A 15,559-nucleotide genomic window follows, 5' to 3' on the forward strand; every position below is an offset into this window, starting at 1 on the left:
CAGGTCTTGAAAAATCACCTTTTATCAAGCAGCTTCTTTATGATCTTGCTGACCGATGTGTAGTGCATCCCCAATTGGTGTGCGATTTCCTTTAGCTCGTAGCCATGCTCAAGATGGGCCTGTCCAATCGCAGCATTCCTCTTGGATCTCGAGGCAAGTGTTTCTTGAGGGAACAGCGCCTCAAGCATGGGACGCCCCACATGCCGTTGTGACCTTGGAATCTCAGTGATTTCCTCCCCTTCCCCAATCAATGCGTGGATGCCTGCTGCAAATTCCTCTGTACCGAAAACCACTTCACCTATAAGTCTCTGCCAAGGTGATATGTTTTGCCTGGCGCCTTCCAGGACAAAATAGCGGTAATGTTTCTTTGCCTCGTACATCGTAGAACCAAATTGACCCAGGAGCCAGTGAGAGTTAAGGAAGGACTCGTGGTTTGATACACCTTGGGTAGACCGGTAACTGCTCCAGGGCCATTCTTCGGGAGCTGCCACGATTCCGGCCCGGACGGGGTTCAGTACCACGTAGCGAGACAGTTCCAGAAGATGTGAGTCCTGTTGAACCACAATAGCCCTGAAACGTCCTTGGAAGATATGGCCGACCCGGCCGTGCATTTTGTTGAAGGTTTGTGTGTAGGTCCCGTTTAGCTGGCGCATCCCTTGGGAAAGATTGGCTTCGGGTGTCTCGATGATGAGGTGGTAGTGGTTGCCCATGAGGCAGTAGGCGTGGCAGATCCAGTTGTAGCGAAGGACGACGGAAGCCAGGGTCTTCAGAACGGTTCTTCGGTCGGCATCTTCAAGGAAGATATCAGCGCGTGCGTTGCCGCGGGAGGTAACGTGCGTGGTAGACGGCAAACGGGAACTCGATCCGAAGGGGGCGTGCCATGGTGAGGGAATGGTAGCAGTAAAACCTTATATTTCAAGACCTGGCACCGAGACCGCAATACTGATACCTACATTCACCCTCCGTAACTTCACCGAATTTGACATAGTCCAGCGTGGTTGGTATTTGTTAATTTCTGGTCGCCGGCGAAAACGATTGACAACTATGCCACCAGGTGGTAGGTGTGGAATGGTATTTATCGGAAAAACAAGGCATTTCGCCAAATGGGCCAAGCAGGCAGGCGTGGCGGATGCGGTTTTGCTGAGCGCGGTCAATGAGATGGAAAAGGGGCTCGTTGACGCGGACCTGGGCGGCGGTGTCCTCAAAAAAAGAATCGCTCTTCCTGGCCACGGTAAGAGCGGCGGTGCCCGGACACTTCTGGCAACGAACAAGAGGAATCGCTGGATTTTCGTCTTCGGGTTCGAGAAAAATGACAGGGGCAATATCAGCACGAAGGAACTTGAGGCGTTGCAGTGTCTTGCTAAAGACCTGCTCGGCCTGCCCGATGCAAAACTGCAGACATATAAGGCATCGGGAAAACTGATCGAGGTACCGTATGAGCAAGAAAATCCACAGGAGCCGTATCTTTGCAGCTGTACACGAAACAGCCGAGGATCTGCACGAACTGGGTTTCATCGATAAGCGAGCTATGCAAAAATACGATGCCCTCTGCATCGCCCCGGTTCCTGCTTACACTCCGGAGCAGATCCGGAGTATTCGCAACCGCTACCATATCAGCCAAGCGGTAATGGCTTCGTTGCTGAATACCAGCGTTTCCTCCGTTAGAAAATGGGAAGCCGGAGAGAAGCACCCCGGCGGCCTCGCCCTCAAGATGATCAACATTCTCGACCGCAAGGGCATGGAGGTCTTCGTCTAGTCTGGACAATGATGCTGACCTGAGTGCCGACACCCTCTATCAGGAAGGCGCACCCCTTCCGCCCACGTTTCATCCCACCTGATCCGCACCACTCACTTCAGCTGACTATCTTTGCTGCCTCTCCGGTTGTAGAGCGCTGCTGCCTTCTCCTTCTTTTCAAGTTCGGATTGGCAGGCAACACAGTATCTAACTCCTGGAATTGCCTTGCGACGTGCTTCGGGAATAGGAACCTCGCACTCCTCGCAATGGGTGAGACTTTCGCCCTTGGGCAAACGGCTCTTAGCCCGTTCGACTGCGGATTCCACCGTGGCATCTATCTGTTCCTGCACCGCTCCATCTCTTGACCATCCAACCGCCATGACTTGTTCCTCTGTTTCTCATATGACTGCACGTGAAGGCCGATTGGCCACCGACTCAGTATACTCTTTCCTACCCTATCTGGGTTTGAATTCGGTGGAGCCCACCCCGTGATACCCTCGGCCATTGACCCCAGACTCCATTCGCCTCTCTCAGATTTCGTCAGATTTTCTCCGTGGTCAATGGTTTGGGGTGTTCTAATTTAAAAGTCTTTCTCAAAACTTCAGCATTTGCTATAACAAATGCGTTTTTCAGAGGTATGCCACTTCCAATGGTAAGGCTGAGAGGACGGTGTATGGCAGTGAGGCGCGAATCAAAGGTCAAAGGTGCTTTGGGTAATTTCTTAGGCATTGTAATATTCTTAATTGTGGCAGGTTCAGCGCTCCTGAACGTCAACCTCACCAGTCTGATCTTTGGAGTTGGAACTCCTGCTCCGCAACCTAACCCCGTTGTTGTCAACCCTATAAAGCCGCCAGAGGTACAAATTGAACAGCCCGCTCCCCAGGCGACTTCGGACGGCTACGAGCATTACGCCGACAAAAATGGGAACGAGGTGGTAATCGTACCCGCTAGGTACCAGGCAAAAAACGAATCAGCCCCTGTTCAGGCAGCACCGGTGCCAGATCATTCAGCAGTTTCGCCGGTAGCGTCCCAACCACCAGCACCACCAATAATGCAGAAGGTGAATGTCCCTGTAAAGGCTGCACCACCGCCAAATCTCGCTTCAATTGCTATGAATGCGGCGGCAAAGGCTCATACAGGTATGAACGTGTTTGAATCGTGCCGGTGCAGTAACGGTCTGGCAACCAAAGGTGACTCAAGGCAAGAGGTGTTAGAGAAGTGCGCACAGCCTGTAAGTCGACAATTTTCCGGTTATAGTGATTGCCGCGAGATTTGGCTGTACAACTTTGGCGCAAATGAATTTATGCAAGGGGTCTGTTTTGACCGTAGCAGTCGTGTGACCAAAGTCCTCAGCCTCGACCACGGTTACTGAAATTATTCTAGCCTTCTACAGAGACCCTGGCGCTAATATGCCCAGCAACAGGATCCTAATAGATCAGGACGAGCAGATGAACAACAAATGCGAATTGTGTGGTAGGGAGATGGTGTTACGCACCAGGTTGTCTGGTGACAAAAGGGGGCATAGGTACTGGGTCTGCTCGGATTTTCCGCGTTGCAAGTTCACAAGGTTTTATGCTGAACAGGGCAAACCAGGGATTTGGGGTTGGTTTCTGGAAAAGGGGGTATTCAGCATGAAGAAGAGAGGCTGAAGTCCCTTTGGCCCAACCTTCTGCAACTCAGCGTACATTATCGCTTCAGTCGCTCGACGCACTCATAAAGGCCTAACGAAAATAACTCTCCATCATTTCCAAAATGACATTTCCTATGACAGTTGGGGCATAGAGCTACTGCGTTTTCTACGGTGTCTGGACCGCCTTCAGCTAGGTTGATGACGTCCTTCGACTGGACAAAGGGGAGTATTGCCGTGACCAACGAGGAAATCGAGGAAATAGACAAGATGGTGCCAGATGGCACTTTAGTAGAGATAGCACCCTAGCCAACTTTAGGCGTACCTGTTCCACCCAGGGACTCCACCTGACCCCCGCCCGCCGCAGCGTATAGGCTGCAACCTGGCGCGAGACCCTTGGACACTCACAGTAGAGAGGCTCCGCATCGGATTAGGTAATCGGCTGTTGCGTCGAGTGCCGCGGGGGGGGCGGGTTGAATCAGATTCATCCCCCACTGGGACCCAAAGGATCATGCCTTCACGAGCCCGTGTGAGCAAAACGCGATATGAGTTCTCCAAGAAGTGGCGTGCTTTGGGCTCCCGCACTTGTTGCCAACTTGTGCCAGACAAGCGTGAATAACGCCAAGTTTCGATCTTCGCATCCCATAGCATATCGCCGCCCCAGCAGATGCATGCCAGATCTAGCTCTAGTCCCTGGCATGTGTACTCGTTTGCAGGCACCTCTAGTGCAAACGAAGAGCGAATGTCGCCATGTCGATTCAAATACCACTGCGCGATTTCGCTGCCAGCAGAGGCATGCAAGGAAGTTCCCAAGCCATCAGCGCGGAGTCTGCGAGCTCCTGAACTTGCAAGTAAACCATAACGCCGTTCGCCACGCCCCTGCTGGCGCAACCAAGCTTTGGCCTCTGTTAACGAACGTGTAACCATCACAGGGTATTTCCCAAGATGTTGGGCAATTGCGCTAGCCTCATCACAATTTCCACTCAGCACGGAGTTCACCCAGCGACTAACGTTAGACGAACGGTAGCTTCTCTGCGGCACGCGGAGTTGCAGGCCTGCTTCAACCTGCAGTTGTATCTCTGAGGGAATATCTCCCAGTGTAAAGGCTCCAGCAGAGGGGCCACCAGCAAGAACATCCGGCGGTGCAAATATTGCCCATTTTTCACGGAGTGCGGGCGCCAACCTTCTGACAGCCTCACCCCACCCAAACACACCTTCCTCGCCAGAGTTTATCTCCTGTCCCCCGCCGACAAGGCAGACACAAACGCACCAGTCTAGGTGCCTGGACATCAACTCCAGAAGAAGAACGGGTTCTGATGCAGTTCGTTCAAACTTCTCCTGGCCTTGCTTCTCGTCCCAGGCTCGTTGAGCCTCGTCGAAAACAATTACATGCTCATGGGGGGGGGCATCTGGCGTCCCTCGAAGACTCTCGTGTAAGAAATCGTTTATGTGCTGGATGCGGGCCCGTACGTCTCGTCGGATCTGCTCAAGAGTTATGCGTTCTTCTCCATTACGCCGCTGACGATAGAATCTATCACGAGCCAGAGCCTCTCGAAGCACCACTACCAGCGGTGTATTACCGGATAAATAGACAATGTCCCCCTGGCTCTCAACGCCTGTTGTCACAGAGTCGTGGACCACGTGTAAACCTGCAAGTGTCTTTCCAGAGCCAGGGACGCCTGTCAGAAATAGTAGGTATCTTTTCTTTTGCTCATGCGCTTCCTGAATCAATTCAACTAGTCGTGCGGCGGCGACTGACAAGTTGTCTGCGTCGGCCTTAGCAATATTTTGAACGCCATGTCCTGCAAAGATCGTTGTCGCTGCTTCTATGACATTAGGAACAGGCCGGTATGCCGAATGGTCCCACTCCTCAGCAATAAGATTATTTCCTGTTGCCGAAAATTTAATTCCTAGTAGGAGCGGCAATAAACCTTTTGACCCAGTTCGAATGACCGGTGCTACCGTAGCGTCCTGAACAATGTAGTATGATTCCCCCGCAGAGGCTGCTTGAGAAGCTTCAGTACTCCAGAGGACAGGTATAATCCATCTTCGGTGGCTTAAAGCATGGAAATCACGCAGGTCGAGAGCATACTCCTCGACTTGACGACAATCCTCAGATGAAAACTTCTCAGCCCCAACCTTGCATTCAACAACAATTATCACATCTTCAGCAAGTATCACGAGATCAATGCGCCGACGCAAACGGTAGAGCGGATACTCAAGCAAAAGAGCCCAGTCTCTGGCTTCTACGCGCTCCGCTATTAGCTGTTTGAGTTGCGACTGAAGAGCCGGGATTATAGTGCCCCATGCCTGGGTTTGGCGGGTGTACTGAGATGCGAACCCATCGGCGGCATACGCCTGCTGCAGCGTCCCTACAATCTCGGCGGGGCTGCAATCTATGAAGTTAGCTATCTTTTTGCGTATGTACGCTGGCACATATAACTCCTTCATTGGAGGGAAGCTAAAGGGGCAACGGAGAACTACGGCGCTTAACGAATGATTTGTAGGAATATATTATAATGTGGCAATGTTTTCAACGGTGAGACATTCACATCATAAATTTTTGTAATTTCAATATGGCAAGTGACGCTGGTGGGTAGGCTGGTGCTCTTGAATCTGCTTTCTGAGAAAACTAGAAGAGACATCGGCTGATAGTAATTTGATTGATGTGGAATGGGAGATGGAGGGCCGAAAGCGAAATGGGTCGAGACGGCGAGGTTGGTGGACGATGCACATGATCAGCGTGAAAATCTGGGAAACAAATCTGCCCGGCTGCGTACCTGTTGGAGACCCAAGAGTTGGCTCTGCAGCCTCGTGCCTCCCCCCCCCTCCCATCACGTCGGCGACAATTGCTTGGTGGCTTATTGGATCCGAATACCTTACTAGGGGGCCCGCCTCCTTTAGTCTGCCTCTAGAGCCTTTTGGGAGAGAGTATTCAGGCGCCACCTAATTTTTCTTATATGCTTGTGGTGCCACATCGCGGCATCGCTGTTCGATCTGGTAAGCAATCTGTTGAATCATCTCGGGACGAAGTGATGTCTCACTGCTAACTTTCAGGAGATATTGGGGGTTCCTGCCGTTATAGATCAACAGGTCCTTAGCTTTGCGTTCCACAAACCATCCTGGCAATGCCAAAACTGGCTTGACGTGGACCGGTTGTCCGACAGCTTTGCTCAGCCATCCGGACAGCCAGACAGCTTGGCGTCTCGTCTGCTCCAATGGCTCTTTTTCGCGCCACATCGGGAATTGCAGTAAGTTGCCGTCATAGACAACCTTGGCATCCTCATGCCCTCTATTCCGATTCGGTTTCGGCCGCCCTTTTGTCTCGATAGCAAAAACGCCGTTGTTACCAATTGCAATGTGGTCGATGTTGAAATTATCAGCCTGAAAATCGTGATATACCCGATACCCATCCAGCATCAACTGGTTAAGTTCCTGCCCTACCGCCCGCTCGCAATCAAGGCCTAATTGTTCCTTATGCCGCTGCCGGATAAGCTTGTTGAGCTTGACGCCGAAAAAGGTCAAAAAACCAAGTGCCAAGATGATAAAAGTAAACGGTGATGCCGGTGAGCTGGTAATGTAGTGGGTTGAAAGATACATGGTGTAGCAAAACAAGGGGGCGATGCCTGAGAACGTGAAATAGAGCTCAATGTCATCATTTAACAAATCAATACGCTTGCTGATAGATTCACCCGGAGCACGTAGCATGTCGTAGTTGAGTGGATTTCGTCGCTGCCTGCGCTGGTAGCGAATCCAGAGAGCGATTCCAACAGGTACGCAGAGTGACAGTAAAAAAATCACTACAGGTATATACTGAATCAAATATTCATTCATGATATTCCTTGGTTCATAAAAAGTTTTCGTTGAACAAACTTTGTTACAGGCGCCATCCCTTGCGATGTTCTGACAGATACTGCTGAGCAGGCCAAAGGTCACGGTCCTTGGGCGGGATCATTGCTCGGCCGCTTAGGGTCAGCAAGAATCCTGGGACATTAGGATCTGCCATGATCTGACGGGATGTGAGGACATTGTAGTTGGTGGAGACGCCCATCATCCCTTCGTCAAAAGCCCAGTGGCAAAGCTTGCAAAGGGCCATGCCGTTGCGGATGTCGTCGTTTTGGGTTTTGCTCCAGGGGACTATGTGGGCGGCATCTACTGCGGTGTGTTGCTCTGGGGTGATGATGCGAACCCCGCACAAGGCACAGCGGTGGCCATAGGCTTTGATGACCATCCTTCGAAAAGCCTGGGCACGCGCAGCGGGACGGTAAATTCTTGACTCAACGATTTCCTTCACCAGCGGCAGGTGCGACTTTTCCTCAAGGACGCGGCTGTACTCGAAGGCTTCACGATTGATAGCCGACTGCTCACGCAGCAGCAGTTGCGCCATCTCGGAAAAGCATGACTTCAGTAAGGCTTCTCTCAAGGCTTCGCAGCCGGCTTCAGACTTCATAAGCAGGAAGAGGACGTCGTCCAAGGTGGCTCCAAGGACGTGCTTCCTTAGATAAGCGACTGTGGCGGTGTTGTTGATGACGGCGTCGGAGAGCTGTTTACCCGGCTGAGGAACGAGGTGCCAGAAGGGGTCCCTGTCCAGTCGTGAAAAGGGAAAGGCGATGCTGCTGGTCTGACCAAGGGGAATGATGCGGCGCCAGTAGAGACAGAAAAGTTCATTCAGTTCGATCAGGTCGCCTGATGCATCTATGAAAGGGGCGGTTATGACACCGCGCTGCACCAGGTCCATCACCGCCAACAGCAGAAACGGCTTATGGGGCGCTCTGCCTTTGGTCGAATCGGTCCAGACGGGACCGGGAGCGCGTTTCAGGGTGGTGAATTGCTTGATGTAATCTGCTGGCATTGTTCTTCTCGCCCTCGTCAGGTTCAGTTAGGCAGCAGGTTAGATGCAATTTAGATTAACAGAGGGAAAGAATCAAGCTTAATGATGGCGGGAGCGATGGCTTGACGGGGTGGGGTTACTGTTTCCTCAGATGCATCGATTCTGCTGACAGGTGACAGTCTAGACTACAGTCCGTTGACTCCCGTATTGTTGCCTGGGTCCAGTCTTCTTCATCGATCCGAAGGTTGATGGTGCATTTGTTGTTCTTGCTATAGACATATTCCTGTACGGCAATAGCTTCTCCTGCCTCGTTTTCATCCGTCTCTGCTCCTAACCACCAGTACCCCGCGATACTGGCTTTCCCGTGCTCATGTCGATTGCAGGTCCCGGACTTGGCAATTTTGAAGGCGATCGTCTTGGGATCGAGATAGGTGACTTCCAGTGACTGTCGCTCCTTTCCTTTTACCAGGGTGAAACGCAAGGGGGACCGAGGAGGATGCGGCGTGGCTCGTCGAGGCTCCTGCCGTTGCTCGTCACGTGACGGTTGCTCGGCTGCGGTGACTGGGGCTGCTAAAAGCACAACAATGACCAACGCAAGGCGCATCATCTTCATCTCGCCACCTTGTCTTCTCACTGGTTAGTACTCTCAGGCCAGCGTAGCCCCAGCAAGGTCCAGCTCTTTTTGGGAAAGCTCGACTCTTTCACGCTGTTCCCTTGATTCCCTCCTAACAGTCTAAAGTGGGTGGTGGTCTCTTCGATGAGGAAGCCGACATGTGCGCCGGACGTTGAAAAACTGCGGTCGGTTGCTTTGCTGCTGCAGATAACGGTGATTGCACCTGGGACTGGGCCCGAGGGCACCCCCCAGTGGACCCAACTTTTGGCCGCTGCTGAGTCGGTGCCTTTGATGCCCGCCTGCTTGAGGCACCAGCTGACGAAGGAGGAACACCACGGCGTTTCGTCGTCAGTTGCCTTGAGCGTGGTCGTGGCGTGGTAGGCAAGGATGCGCGGGTTGTCTTCATGGCCGACAACTTCCTTTTGTCCAACCTCTTGTCGAGCGATATCCAACCAAGGGGCATACTGCAGAGGGGGGCGTTTGTTGTTGCTGGTCATGGTTTGCACCTCCGGGACTTATTCCTCATCCTCCTGCAGACTGCAGTCGGGGCACTGTGGCTCTCCGTTCTTATCAAACCCGTAGGTCTCCCCTTCCGAAAATATCCTGCCGCACCGGGCACAGGAGACCGGCTCGTCTTGGGTGGCATAGAAGAAAGCCAGAAGGTCTTCAAGCAGGTCACTCATGTGTGCCTCCGTAAGATGACGTTCATCGTTCCCGTCCACCGTGGAAGGTTGCCACAAGGCCTTCGCATTAGCAACGGAGTGGAATATCGCTTGATAGATTAAAAAAATATCATTGACATCGGGATTGCGGACGCTATCCTCAACGGGAGCACGTTGAGAGAAATCCTTAGCCCAAGGAGGAATAAGCATGGTTCCATCGGTGATTCCCGTAACCAACAACGTTTTCGTCATGAACCACTTCGCGGATATGAACCACCATCAGTTGATAGGGTGGCTGCTGGACACCGCGACAAAACAGGAGCAGCACCCGTATCACGGCAAAAATACGCCCGATTGGGTGGCTGGATTCGCCCGTTTACGGGAACATGCGGCTGCCCTGTCCCAAAAGGAGGAGGCGGCAAAGAACAAGGACATCCAGGCGATCAAGGAGCGTGACCTGGAGCGTGCCGCCACCCTGGAGTCGATCCACTTCAATGCGAGCTACATCGTCATGAGAGCCCGCCACGAAAACGATGAAAGCCTGCTCCACAACGTCGGGCACGAGCTGAAGGAAAAGACAAAGAGAACCCACACGCCCACCTCCGTTACCAGGTTGCCGCTGAAGGTGACGGCGAAGCGAGGCGACGAACCTGGAACGTTGGTGCTGACCATCGAAAGGGACCCGGGTGCCGGGGTGTATGAAGTCCAGTTCTGCAAAGGTGCTCCGGCCGGCGAGCAGTCGTGGCAGCTGTTGGGGAACTTCAAGAAGGTCAGGATCTTCGTACCGGACCTGGAGCGGTCAGGCTGGTACTACTTCAGGGTGCGGAGTCACGGCGACAACGAAACGAGCCCCTGGAGCATGCCGGTGGACATCATCGTAGGCTGATACAAAAAAGATTTTGAAAAGAGAGGGCGGCATGGGGCATGGCAGGTGCCCCGGCCGCCCTCTTTTCGTTTGTGACTCCTCCATTGAGCAACTACCGTCTCCTCCCACCGCTCCCCCCCTCACCCATAATCAGGATTCTCATGCAGCCGTTACAGGCCTGCGACACCCGTAGAAATGCCGAGACCACATTTGAAACTGCCGCCGGAGAATTCGAATCTCCGGCGAGGAGTCAAAACCGGTGGTGGACAATTCGAATTGCCGGCGAGGAATAAAAACTGCTGGCGGAGGACTCGAACTGCCGGCGAGGAAATAATACCGGCGGCGGAGCATACAAATGGCTGGCGAGCAGTTAAAACCGGTGGCGCAGAATTGGAATTGCTGTCCGGGAATAAAAACCGGCGGCGGAGAATTGCAATGGCTGGCGAGCTGTTAAAACTGGAGGCCAAGATTTTCAACGGCCAGCCAGCAATTAAAACTGCTGGCGGAAAATTGGAATTGCTGCCGAACAATCAAAACTGGCGGCAGAGAATTCGAATCGCTGCCGAACCGTTAAAACTAGCGGCGGAGCATGCAAATGGCTGGCGACCAATTAAAACCGATGGCCCAGGATTGGAAGTGCCGGCGAGGCATTTAAAAGTAGCGGGACTGAGTGGTAGCGCCGGTTCCCAAAGCTGGGAACCGGCGCTTGTCCTGATAGTGCATTTTACCTTGTCTGGCGTGTGAACGCTTCCCTACTGCGTCTTGAAGTAGTAGGTCTGCGAGGTGACGGTGCTGGTGCCGGCGCTGGAGGAGACCTGGAAGTAGTAGATGGTCCTCCGGGCGAGGGACGATAACGTCAGCACGTGCGAGGTGACCAGGGTGCTGCTGGAAAGCGACTTGGTCAGACTGGCGGACGAGGTGCCGTAGCGGATCACGGAGGTGGAGGCGAGGTTGGTGCTCCACTGGATCTTGGCGGTGGTGGTACCAATCGTACCGTACACGCTGCTGGTAAAGGCGAGCGGTGCGGTCGGGGTGGCGTAGGCCTCGTTGGACAGGGCGGACCTGCCGGCGCTGTTCAGGGCGGCGACCTTGTAATAGTAGGTGACGCCGTTGGTGACGCTGTCGGTGAAGGAGGTGGTGGTGAGGCCGGTCCGTACCGGTGTGGTCCCCTCCTGGCCGGCCGCGGTGCCGCGGTACACGTTGTAGCTGGTGGCGCCGCTGCTTGCACTCCAACTCAGCGCCACGCTGGCGTTACCCGCGGTTGCCTTCAGCCCCGCCGGGGCTGCCGGCACGGTGACCGTGGGCGTCGTCGAGGTGGTGGAGGAAGACGCGGGCGCCAGGGCCGCAATCAGGTTGGCGCCGTTGAAGGAACCCCAGCCGGTGGCGTTGTCGTAGCCGGTGATGGCGGGGTAGTAAAGATTCGTGGTGCTGTCGGCGACGTCGTGGAAGGTGGTGCCGTAGCCGGTGCCGGTGCCTACCTGGTACAGCACGGGGTTAGCGAAGCCCAGGGGCGCCAGCCCGCCGGCGGCGCGCTGCTGGTTCACCCGGGCGGTGAAGGCGGCCCACAGGGGGGCGGCGCAGCTGGTGCCGCCGTAAAGCCACCACTTGCCCTGGAAGTAGATGGAATAGCCGGTGCCGGGATCGGAGTTGAGGGCGACGTCGGGGACGTTGCGCATCACCGAGGAGGCGACGTTGCCCAGCTTCTGCTGCCAGGTGGGGATGGGCCAGAAGGCGCTGACGCCGCCCCCCCCGGCGCCGCCGGCGATGGTGCCGGCGCTCCAGGTGGACTCGCGGCTGTAGCTGCCGCTGCTCAGATACAGGGTGGTGCCGCCGACGCCGGTCACGTAGGGCTGGGAGGCGGGGTCGTCCACGCTCAACGTGCTGCCGTTGTCGTAGGCGCCGCTGTCGCCGGCGGCGGCGTAGACGGTCTGCCCCTGGGCGGCCATCTGCTGGAAGATCGCGTTCTCGCTGCTCAAAAAGGAGGAACCGCTCTCACCTTCGCTGAGCCCCCAGGAGCTGCTCACCTGCTTGGCGATGTTGTCGGTGGCGATCCGGTTGTAGGTGTCGAGTACCCCCTTGCTGGTGTTGGGCCCCATGTAGACCATGATCTTGCTGGCGCCTGGCGCGAGCGCCATCTGCAGCTCGATGTCGAGCGTCACCTCGCCGGCGCCGGAACCGGGCGTGCCGGAGAAACCGTCCACCAGCACGTTTTGCAGCGGCACGGCGCGGACTCCGTAGTAGCTGGCGTAGGCGGCAATATCGGAGGGGGTATAGCCGTCCAACTGGAACAGGGCGAGCGTCTGCCCGGTGCCGTTGGCGCTGACCGAGGCGAGGTTGTAGGCGGTGGTGATGTCTTTCGGGCTCATGCCGCCGCCGGGGCCGGTACCGATCTGGTAAGGGGTGGCCATGGGGGCGTCCGCGGCACGGGCGGCATGGCTGTGGGTATGCCAGGCGGCGGAGCTGTCCAGGCCTACCATGCCGGAGATGCAGGAGGCTATGGCGGCGGGGACGCCGGGCTCGCGGTCGGGTGCGAAGAAGTTGTGACCGCTGTGGGCCTGGTACTGGTGCATCTGCAGGCCGAAAGCGGCCTCGACGGCGGCGGCGGGGCCGGCGACGTCCAGCACGGTGCGGTTGGCGTGGGTGCCGGTGATGGTCAGCCCCAGCCCGCGGGCGTAGCGTTTCACCGCCTCGTAGTCCGCGACGGTGGGCGCGAAGCGCTGGGTGAACTGGGAGCTGGTCAGGTAGTGGCCGTAGAACGGGTCGGCCGGGTCGTAGATGCGGCGCAGCAGGTCGTCAAGGGCCTGCTGGTTGCGCAGCGGCAGGGTAAAGGAGAACCTCATCTGCGTCACCGCAGGGAGTCTGCCGAGCCGTCTGGCGCCGGCCACGCTGCGGGCCGGGACGTGTCCCGCGAGGCGGACCTGTGCCGAGCTGTCGGCCCAGCATGATGACGGGGCTCCCGCCGCCATGGCGACGGCGACGAGGAGTCCGAGGCAAAGGGGGAACAGTTTCAACGCGACTTTCAAGACGTGCCTCCGGGCAAGGGGTGGAAACGGGGAGTTTGTGCGGCTGGATTCACCATCGGCACCGTTGCGCGGAACTTTAACGCTGCGGCAAAGAAAATCATTGTGGCAGGCGAAGTTATCGGAATTGCTGGGTGCTGAAATCCCCCCTGTCCCCCCTTCGCAAAGGTGGGGACGCTGGTCCGCGTGCAGTGCTTCGCAATGGGGGAAGTTCTGGTTCACCTTTCACCGTTCTCTGGATTTCCGGGTGACCAGTTTTTGCATTCCTGCGAAAAATGCTGCCAAAAGGCGGTGCCCGGTGCAACTGGCCGGAGCAGCAACGCTTTCGCCGGCAGGCTCGGCCGGCTGCCCGGGATCCTTTTGCAGATCTGCAAAAGCAGGCAGAAACCGTCATGGAATGGCGGTGCCGTAACTGCTTAAAATCGAACGTTCTTTTGACAGGAGGCTGTCGCGCCGTGGCGGGTACGGTTATTGCGTATACGGAATAATCAGCGACGTGATATCGCAATGCAAACAGGAGGGTAAAAATGAATAATGTGAAACTGGGGAATCCTGCGGTAGTCGGTCTGGCCGGGTTCGGCATGACGACATTCGTGCTGCAATGCCACAACCTGGGCTGGTGCGGTATCGCTCCCGTGCTCTGGCTTGGTCTCTGCTTCGGCGGAACGGCGCAGATGATCGCCGGCCTGATGGAGTTCAAGACCGGCAACAACTTCGGCTTCTGTGCCTTCACCGGCTACGGGGCGTTCTGGATCTCGCTCTGCCTCATGATCATCTTCGGCAAGAACGCGGATCTGGTCAAAGCCTATCCGACCCTGGCCTTCAACGCCAACGACCTCGGCTTCTACCTGGTGGCCTGGACCGTGTTCACCTTCATCCTCTTCATCGCCTCCATGAAGCACCATGCCACGCTGGCCTTCATCTTCCTCACCCTGCTCTTGGGCTTCATCGGGCTGGACGTGAAGGAGTTCACCGGCAGCGCGCTGGCCGGTACCTTCGCTGCTTACGACCTGCTGGTCTGCGCTTTCTCCGCCCTGTACCTGATGACCGTTGCAGTCTATGCCGAGTCCGGCATCAACCTGCCGGTGGGTGAGCCCTGGCTGAAGGAAAGCACCGCTGCTGAAGGGGTGCTGGCGGCTGAGAAGGTTAAAGCATAAGTCGTTCCCATACAGAGGGCCGAAAGGAAGAGCCATGGCATTGCCGTGGCTCTTTTTTTTGGGGCAAAATCCTAGAGAGACGGAAGACCATTTTTAACGCGCAAAGTGAACCTAAAGACAACATCATTTAACAGGGATAAAAGGGATCAAAGGGATAAAACCTGAAACCGAAAGATTTTGGGTTAAAACAAAAAACGACCTTAGGTTTTGCCTGGCTTTGCGCCTTTGCGGCTTTGCGTTAGGTAAACGCCTTTGGGGTTGCAGGGGTAAGCGTATCTTGTAGTTAGAACTACCAGAGGTAAAGGGACTTGTTGTCGAAGCGGGCGCGGTGGAAGTAAAGGAAGACGTTGAGGAGGAGGAACAACAGGAAGACACAGAAGGCGTTGATGCGGTAGCCGTAGTCGGGGACCAGGGCGCCGGATGCGGTTACGACCTGCTGGACGGGGAGCATGATGAGGTTCGCCATGCCGCTGGCACTGGCGGCAAAGTTGTAGGCGATGAGCAGCCAGAGGGTGAGCCGCTGCCGCTTCAGGATGCCGACGATGAGGTAGAGGGTGATGATGCTGTTGGTGAAGATCAGGTGCTCGGCCTGGTCGCCGGTGTACAGTCGCCCCATGAATGGGAAGGTGCCCCCAAGGTCGGAAAGGGTGACCAGCATGGCAAGGAGGTAGACCCCGGTCAGCGGGACCAGCACGAAACTCCTTTTCCTATCGTCGCCGGATGGCATGACCCTGTCGGTTTCTTTCAACTCTACCCTCGTTGTGCAGCGTTATCTGGAGCGCCGACATAGTAACAGGAGGGGGGCTCAATTGACAATTGATAATTGACAATTGACAATCCAAACACCAAAAGGCTTTAACGCAAAGGCGCAGAGGCGCGGAGACGCTAAGAGAACCAACTACAATAGGGTTACCCCACCGTTATCCTTTGCGCCTTTGCGGCTTTGCGTTAACAAAGGCTTCAGGTTTAAAACCAAGGGCTAGAGGCCAAAGGCTGAATTTTAACGCAATGACGCAAAGACGCTAAGAGAAACAAAGGACTATCGGGTA

17 protein-coding genes are annotated in these 15,559 nt (G+C 55.5%); 6 read left to right on the forward strand and 11 right to left on the reverse strand.

From position 1 onward, the window contains the following. Nucleotides 1-14: 14 nt before the first annotated feature. On the reverse strand, nt 15-851 hold the full coding sequence (locus JFN91_RS12280; protein ID WP_236015107.1) for a transposase: 837 nt from the start codon (nt 849-851) through the stop codon (nt 15-17). Between JFN91_RS12280 and JFN91_RS12285 the strand changes: the two genes are divergently transcribed. Beyond that, complete coding sequence (locus JFN91_RS12285) at nt 838-1,521, forward strand: type II toxin-antitoxin system RelE/ParE family toxin (protein WP_328746894.1); 684 nt, start codon at nt 838-840, stop codon at nt 1,519-1,521. The genes JFN91_RS12280 and JFN91_RS12285 overlap by 14 nt on opposite strands. A gap of 7 nt (nt 1,522-1,528) precedes the next feature. Continuing rightward, entirely contained in the window at nt 1,529-1,756 is a 228-nt protein-coding gene (locus JFN91_RS12290) for a helix-turn-helix domain-containing protein (RefSeq protein WP_199389474.1), read from the forward strand. A gap of 92 nt (nt 1,757-1,848) precedes the next feature. Here JFN91_RS12290 and JFN91_RS12295 read toward each other — a convergent pair whose 3' ends face one another. Continuing rightward, entirely contained in the window at nt 1,849-2,115 is a 267-nt protein-coding gene (locus JFN91_RS12295) for a DksA/TraR family C4-type zinc finger protein (RefSeq protein WP_183345898.1), read from the reverse strand. Nucleotides 2,116-2,408: 293 nt separating this feature from the next. Between JFN91_RS12295 and JFN91_RS12300 the strand changes: the two genes are divergently transcribed. After that, on the forward strand, nt 2,409-3,107 hold the full coding sequence (locus JFN91_RS12300) for a DUF2845 domain-containing protein (RefSeq protein WP_199389475.1): 699 nt from the start codon (nt 2,409-2,411) through the stop codon (nt 3,105-3,107). A gap of 314 nt (nt 3,108-3,421) precedes the next feature. On the opposite strand, the gene JFN91_RS22490 is transcribed toward JFN91_RS12300, so the two are convergent. From JFN91_RS22490 to JFN91_RS12340, 7 genes are all read right to left on the reverse strand, one after another. After that, nucleotides 3,422-3,649 carry an HNH endonuclease gene (locus JFN91_RS22490; protein ID WP_199389477.1) on the reverse strand — a complete coding sequence of 76 codons (228 nt, stop codon included), beginning with the start codon at nt 3,647-3,649 and terminating at the stop codon, nt 3,422-3,424. A gap of 28 nt (nt 3,650-3,677) precedes the next feature. After that, nucleotides 3,678-5,798, reverse strand: a complete 2,121-nt coding sequence (locus tag JFN91_RS12315) for a DNA/RNA helicase domain-containing protein (protein ID WP_199389478.1) — start codon at nt 5,796-5,798, stop codon at nt 3,678-3,680. A gap of 510 nt (nt 5,799-6,308) precedes the next feature. Beyond that, complete coding sequence (locus tag JFN91_RS12320; RefSeq protein WP_199389479.1) at nt 6,309-7,196, reverse strand: nuclease-related domain-containing protein; 888 nt, start codon at nt 7,194-7,196, stop codon at nt 6,309-6,311. 43 nt (nt 7,197-7,239) lie between these two features. Beyond that, nucleotides 7,240-8,214 (reverse strand): HNH endonuclease, encoded by a 975-nt coding sequence (locus JFN91_RS12325; protein WP_199389480.1) that lies wholly within the window; start codon nt 8,212-8,214, stop codon nt 7,240-7,242. Nucleotides 8,215-8,329: 115 nt separating this feature from the next. After that, nucleotides 8,330-8,806: a hypothetical protein gene (locus JFN91_RS12330; protein WP_199389481.1), complete on the reverse strand. Its 477-nt coding sequence runs from the start codon at nt 8,804-8,806 to the stop codon at nt 8,330-8,332. 17 nt (nt 8,807-8,823) lie between these two features. Then, nucleotides 8,824-9,303 carry a TIGR02594 family protein gene (locus JFN91_RS12335; protein ID WP_199389482.1) on the reverse strand — a complete coding sequence of 160 codons (480 nt, stop codon included), beginning with the start codon at nt 9,301-9,303 and terminating at the stop codon, nt 8,824-8,826. Between the two features lie 18 nt (nt 9,304-9,321). Then, nucleotides 9,322-9,489, reverse strand: a complete 168-nt coding sequence (locus tag JFN91_RS12340; protein WP_199389483.1) for a hypothetical protein — start codon at nt 9,487-9,489, stop codon at nt 9,322-9,324. Nucleotides 9,490-9,676: 187 nt separating this feature from the next. On the opposite strand from JFN91_RS12340, the gene JFN91_RS12345 reads away from it, so the two are divergent. Together JFN91_RS12345 and JFN91_RS12350 are read left to right on the forward strand one after the other, a co-directional pair. After that, nucleotides 9,677-10,354, forward strand: a complete 678-nt coding sequence (locus JFN91_RS12345; protein ID WP_199389484.1) for a fibronectin type III domain-containing protein — start codon at nt 9,677-9,679, stop codon at nt 10,352-10,354. Nucleotides 10,355-10,543: 189 nt separating this feature from the next. Then, nucleotides 10,544-11,077, forward strand: coding sequence for a hypothetical protein (locus JFN91_RS12350; protein ID WP_199389485.1), 534 nt, complete (start codon nt 10,544-10,546; stop codon nt 11,075-11,077). Nucleotides 11,078-11,085: 8 nt separating this feature from the next. On the opposite strand, the gene JFN91_RS12355 is transcribed toward JFN91_RS12350, so the two are convergent. Next, on the reverse strand, nt 11,086-13,356 hold the full coding sequence (locus JFN91_RS12355; protein WP_199389486.1) for a S53 family peptidase: 2,271 nt from the start codon (nt 13,354-13,356) through the stop codon (nt 11,086-11,088). Nucleotides 13,357-13,880: 524 nt separating this feature from the next. Here JFN91_RS12355 and JFN91_RS12360 point away from each other — a divergent pair. After that, nucleotides 13,881-14,510: an acetate uptake transporter gene (locus JFN91_RS12360; protein WP_199389487.1), complete on the forward strand. Its 630-nt coding sequence runs from the start codon at nt 13,881-13,883 to the stop codon at nt 14,508-14,510. A 289-nt stretch (nt 14,511-14,799) separates the two neighbouring features. Here the strand turns inward: JFN91_RS12360 and JFN91_RS12365 are convergent, their stop codons facing one another. Beyond that, nucleotides 14,800-15,258, reverse strand: coding sequence for a hypothetical protein (locus JFN91_RS12365; RefSeq protein ID WP_199389488.1), 459 nt, complete (start codon nt 15,256-15,258; stop codon nt 14,800-14,802). Nucleotides 15,259-15,559: the final 301 nt, after the last annotated feature.

Origin of the sequence: Geomonas anaerohicana, assembly GCF_016458305.1 — a bacterium.
GTDB lineage: Bacteria > Desulfobacterota > Desulfuromonadia > Geobacterales > Geobacteraceae > Geomonas > Geomonas anaerohicana.

Bases quoted from the DNA above. Each gene is read 5' to 3' on its own strand.
- JFN91_RS12290 (WP_199389474.1), top strand. From the start codon at position 1,529: ATGCAAAAATACGATGCCCTCTGCATCGCCCCGGTTCCTGCTTACACT.
- JFN91_RS12295 (WP_183345898.1), bottom strand. From the start codon at position 2,115: ATGGCGGTTGGATGGTCAAGAGATGGAGCGGTGCAGGAACAGATAGAT.
- JFN91_RS12300 (WP_199389475.1), top strand. From the start codon at position 2,409: ATGGCAGTGAGGCGCGAATCAAAGGTCAAAGGTGCTTTGGGTAATTTC.
- JFN91_RS12320 (WP_199389479.1), bottom strand. From the start codon at position 7,196: ATGAATGAATATTTGATTCAGTATATACCTGTAGTGATTTTTTTACTG.
- JFN91_RS12325 (WP_199389480.1), bottom strand. From the start codon at position 8,214: ATGCCAGCAGATTACATCAAGCAATTCACCACCCTGAAACGCGCTCCC.
- JFN91_RS12330 (WP_199389481.1), bottom strand. From the start codon at position 8,806: ATGAAGATGATGCGCCTTGCGTTGGTCATTGTTGTGCTTTTAGCAGCC.
- JFN91_RS12335 (WP_199389482.1), bottom strand. From the start codon at position 9,303: ATGACCAGCAACAACAAACGCCCCCCTCTGCAGTATGCCCCTTGGTTG.
- JFN91_RS12340 (WP_199389483.1), bottom strand. From the start codon at position 9,489: ATGAGTGACCTGCTTGAAGACCTTCTGGCTTTCTTCTATGCCACCCAA.
- JFN91_RS12345 (WP_199389484.1), top strand. From the start codon at position 9,677: ATGGTTCCATCGGTGATTCCCGTAACCAACAACGTTTTCGTCATGAAC.
- JFN91_RS12360 (WP_199389487.1), top strand. From the start codon at position 13,881: ATGAATAATGTGAAACTGGGGAATCCTGCGGTAGTCGGTCTGGCCGGG.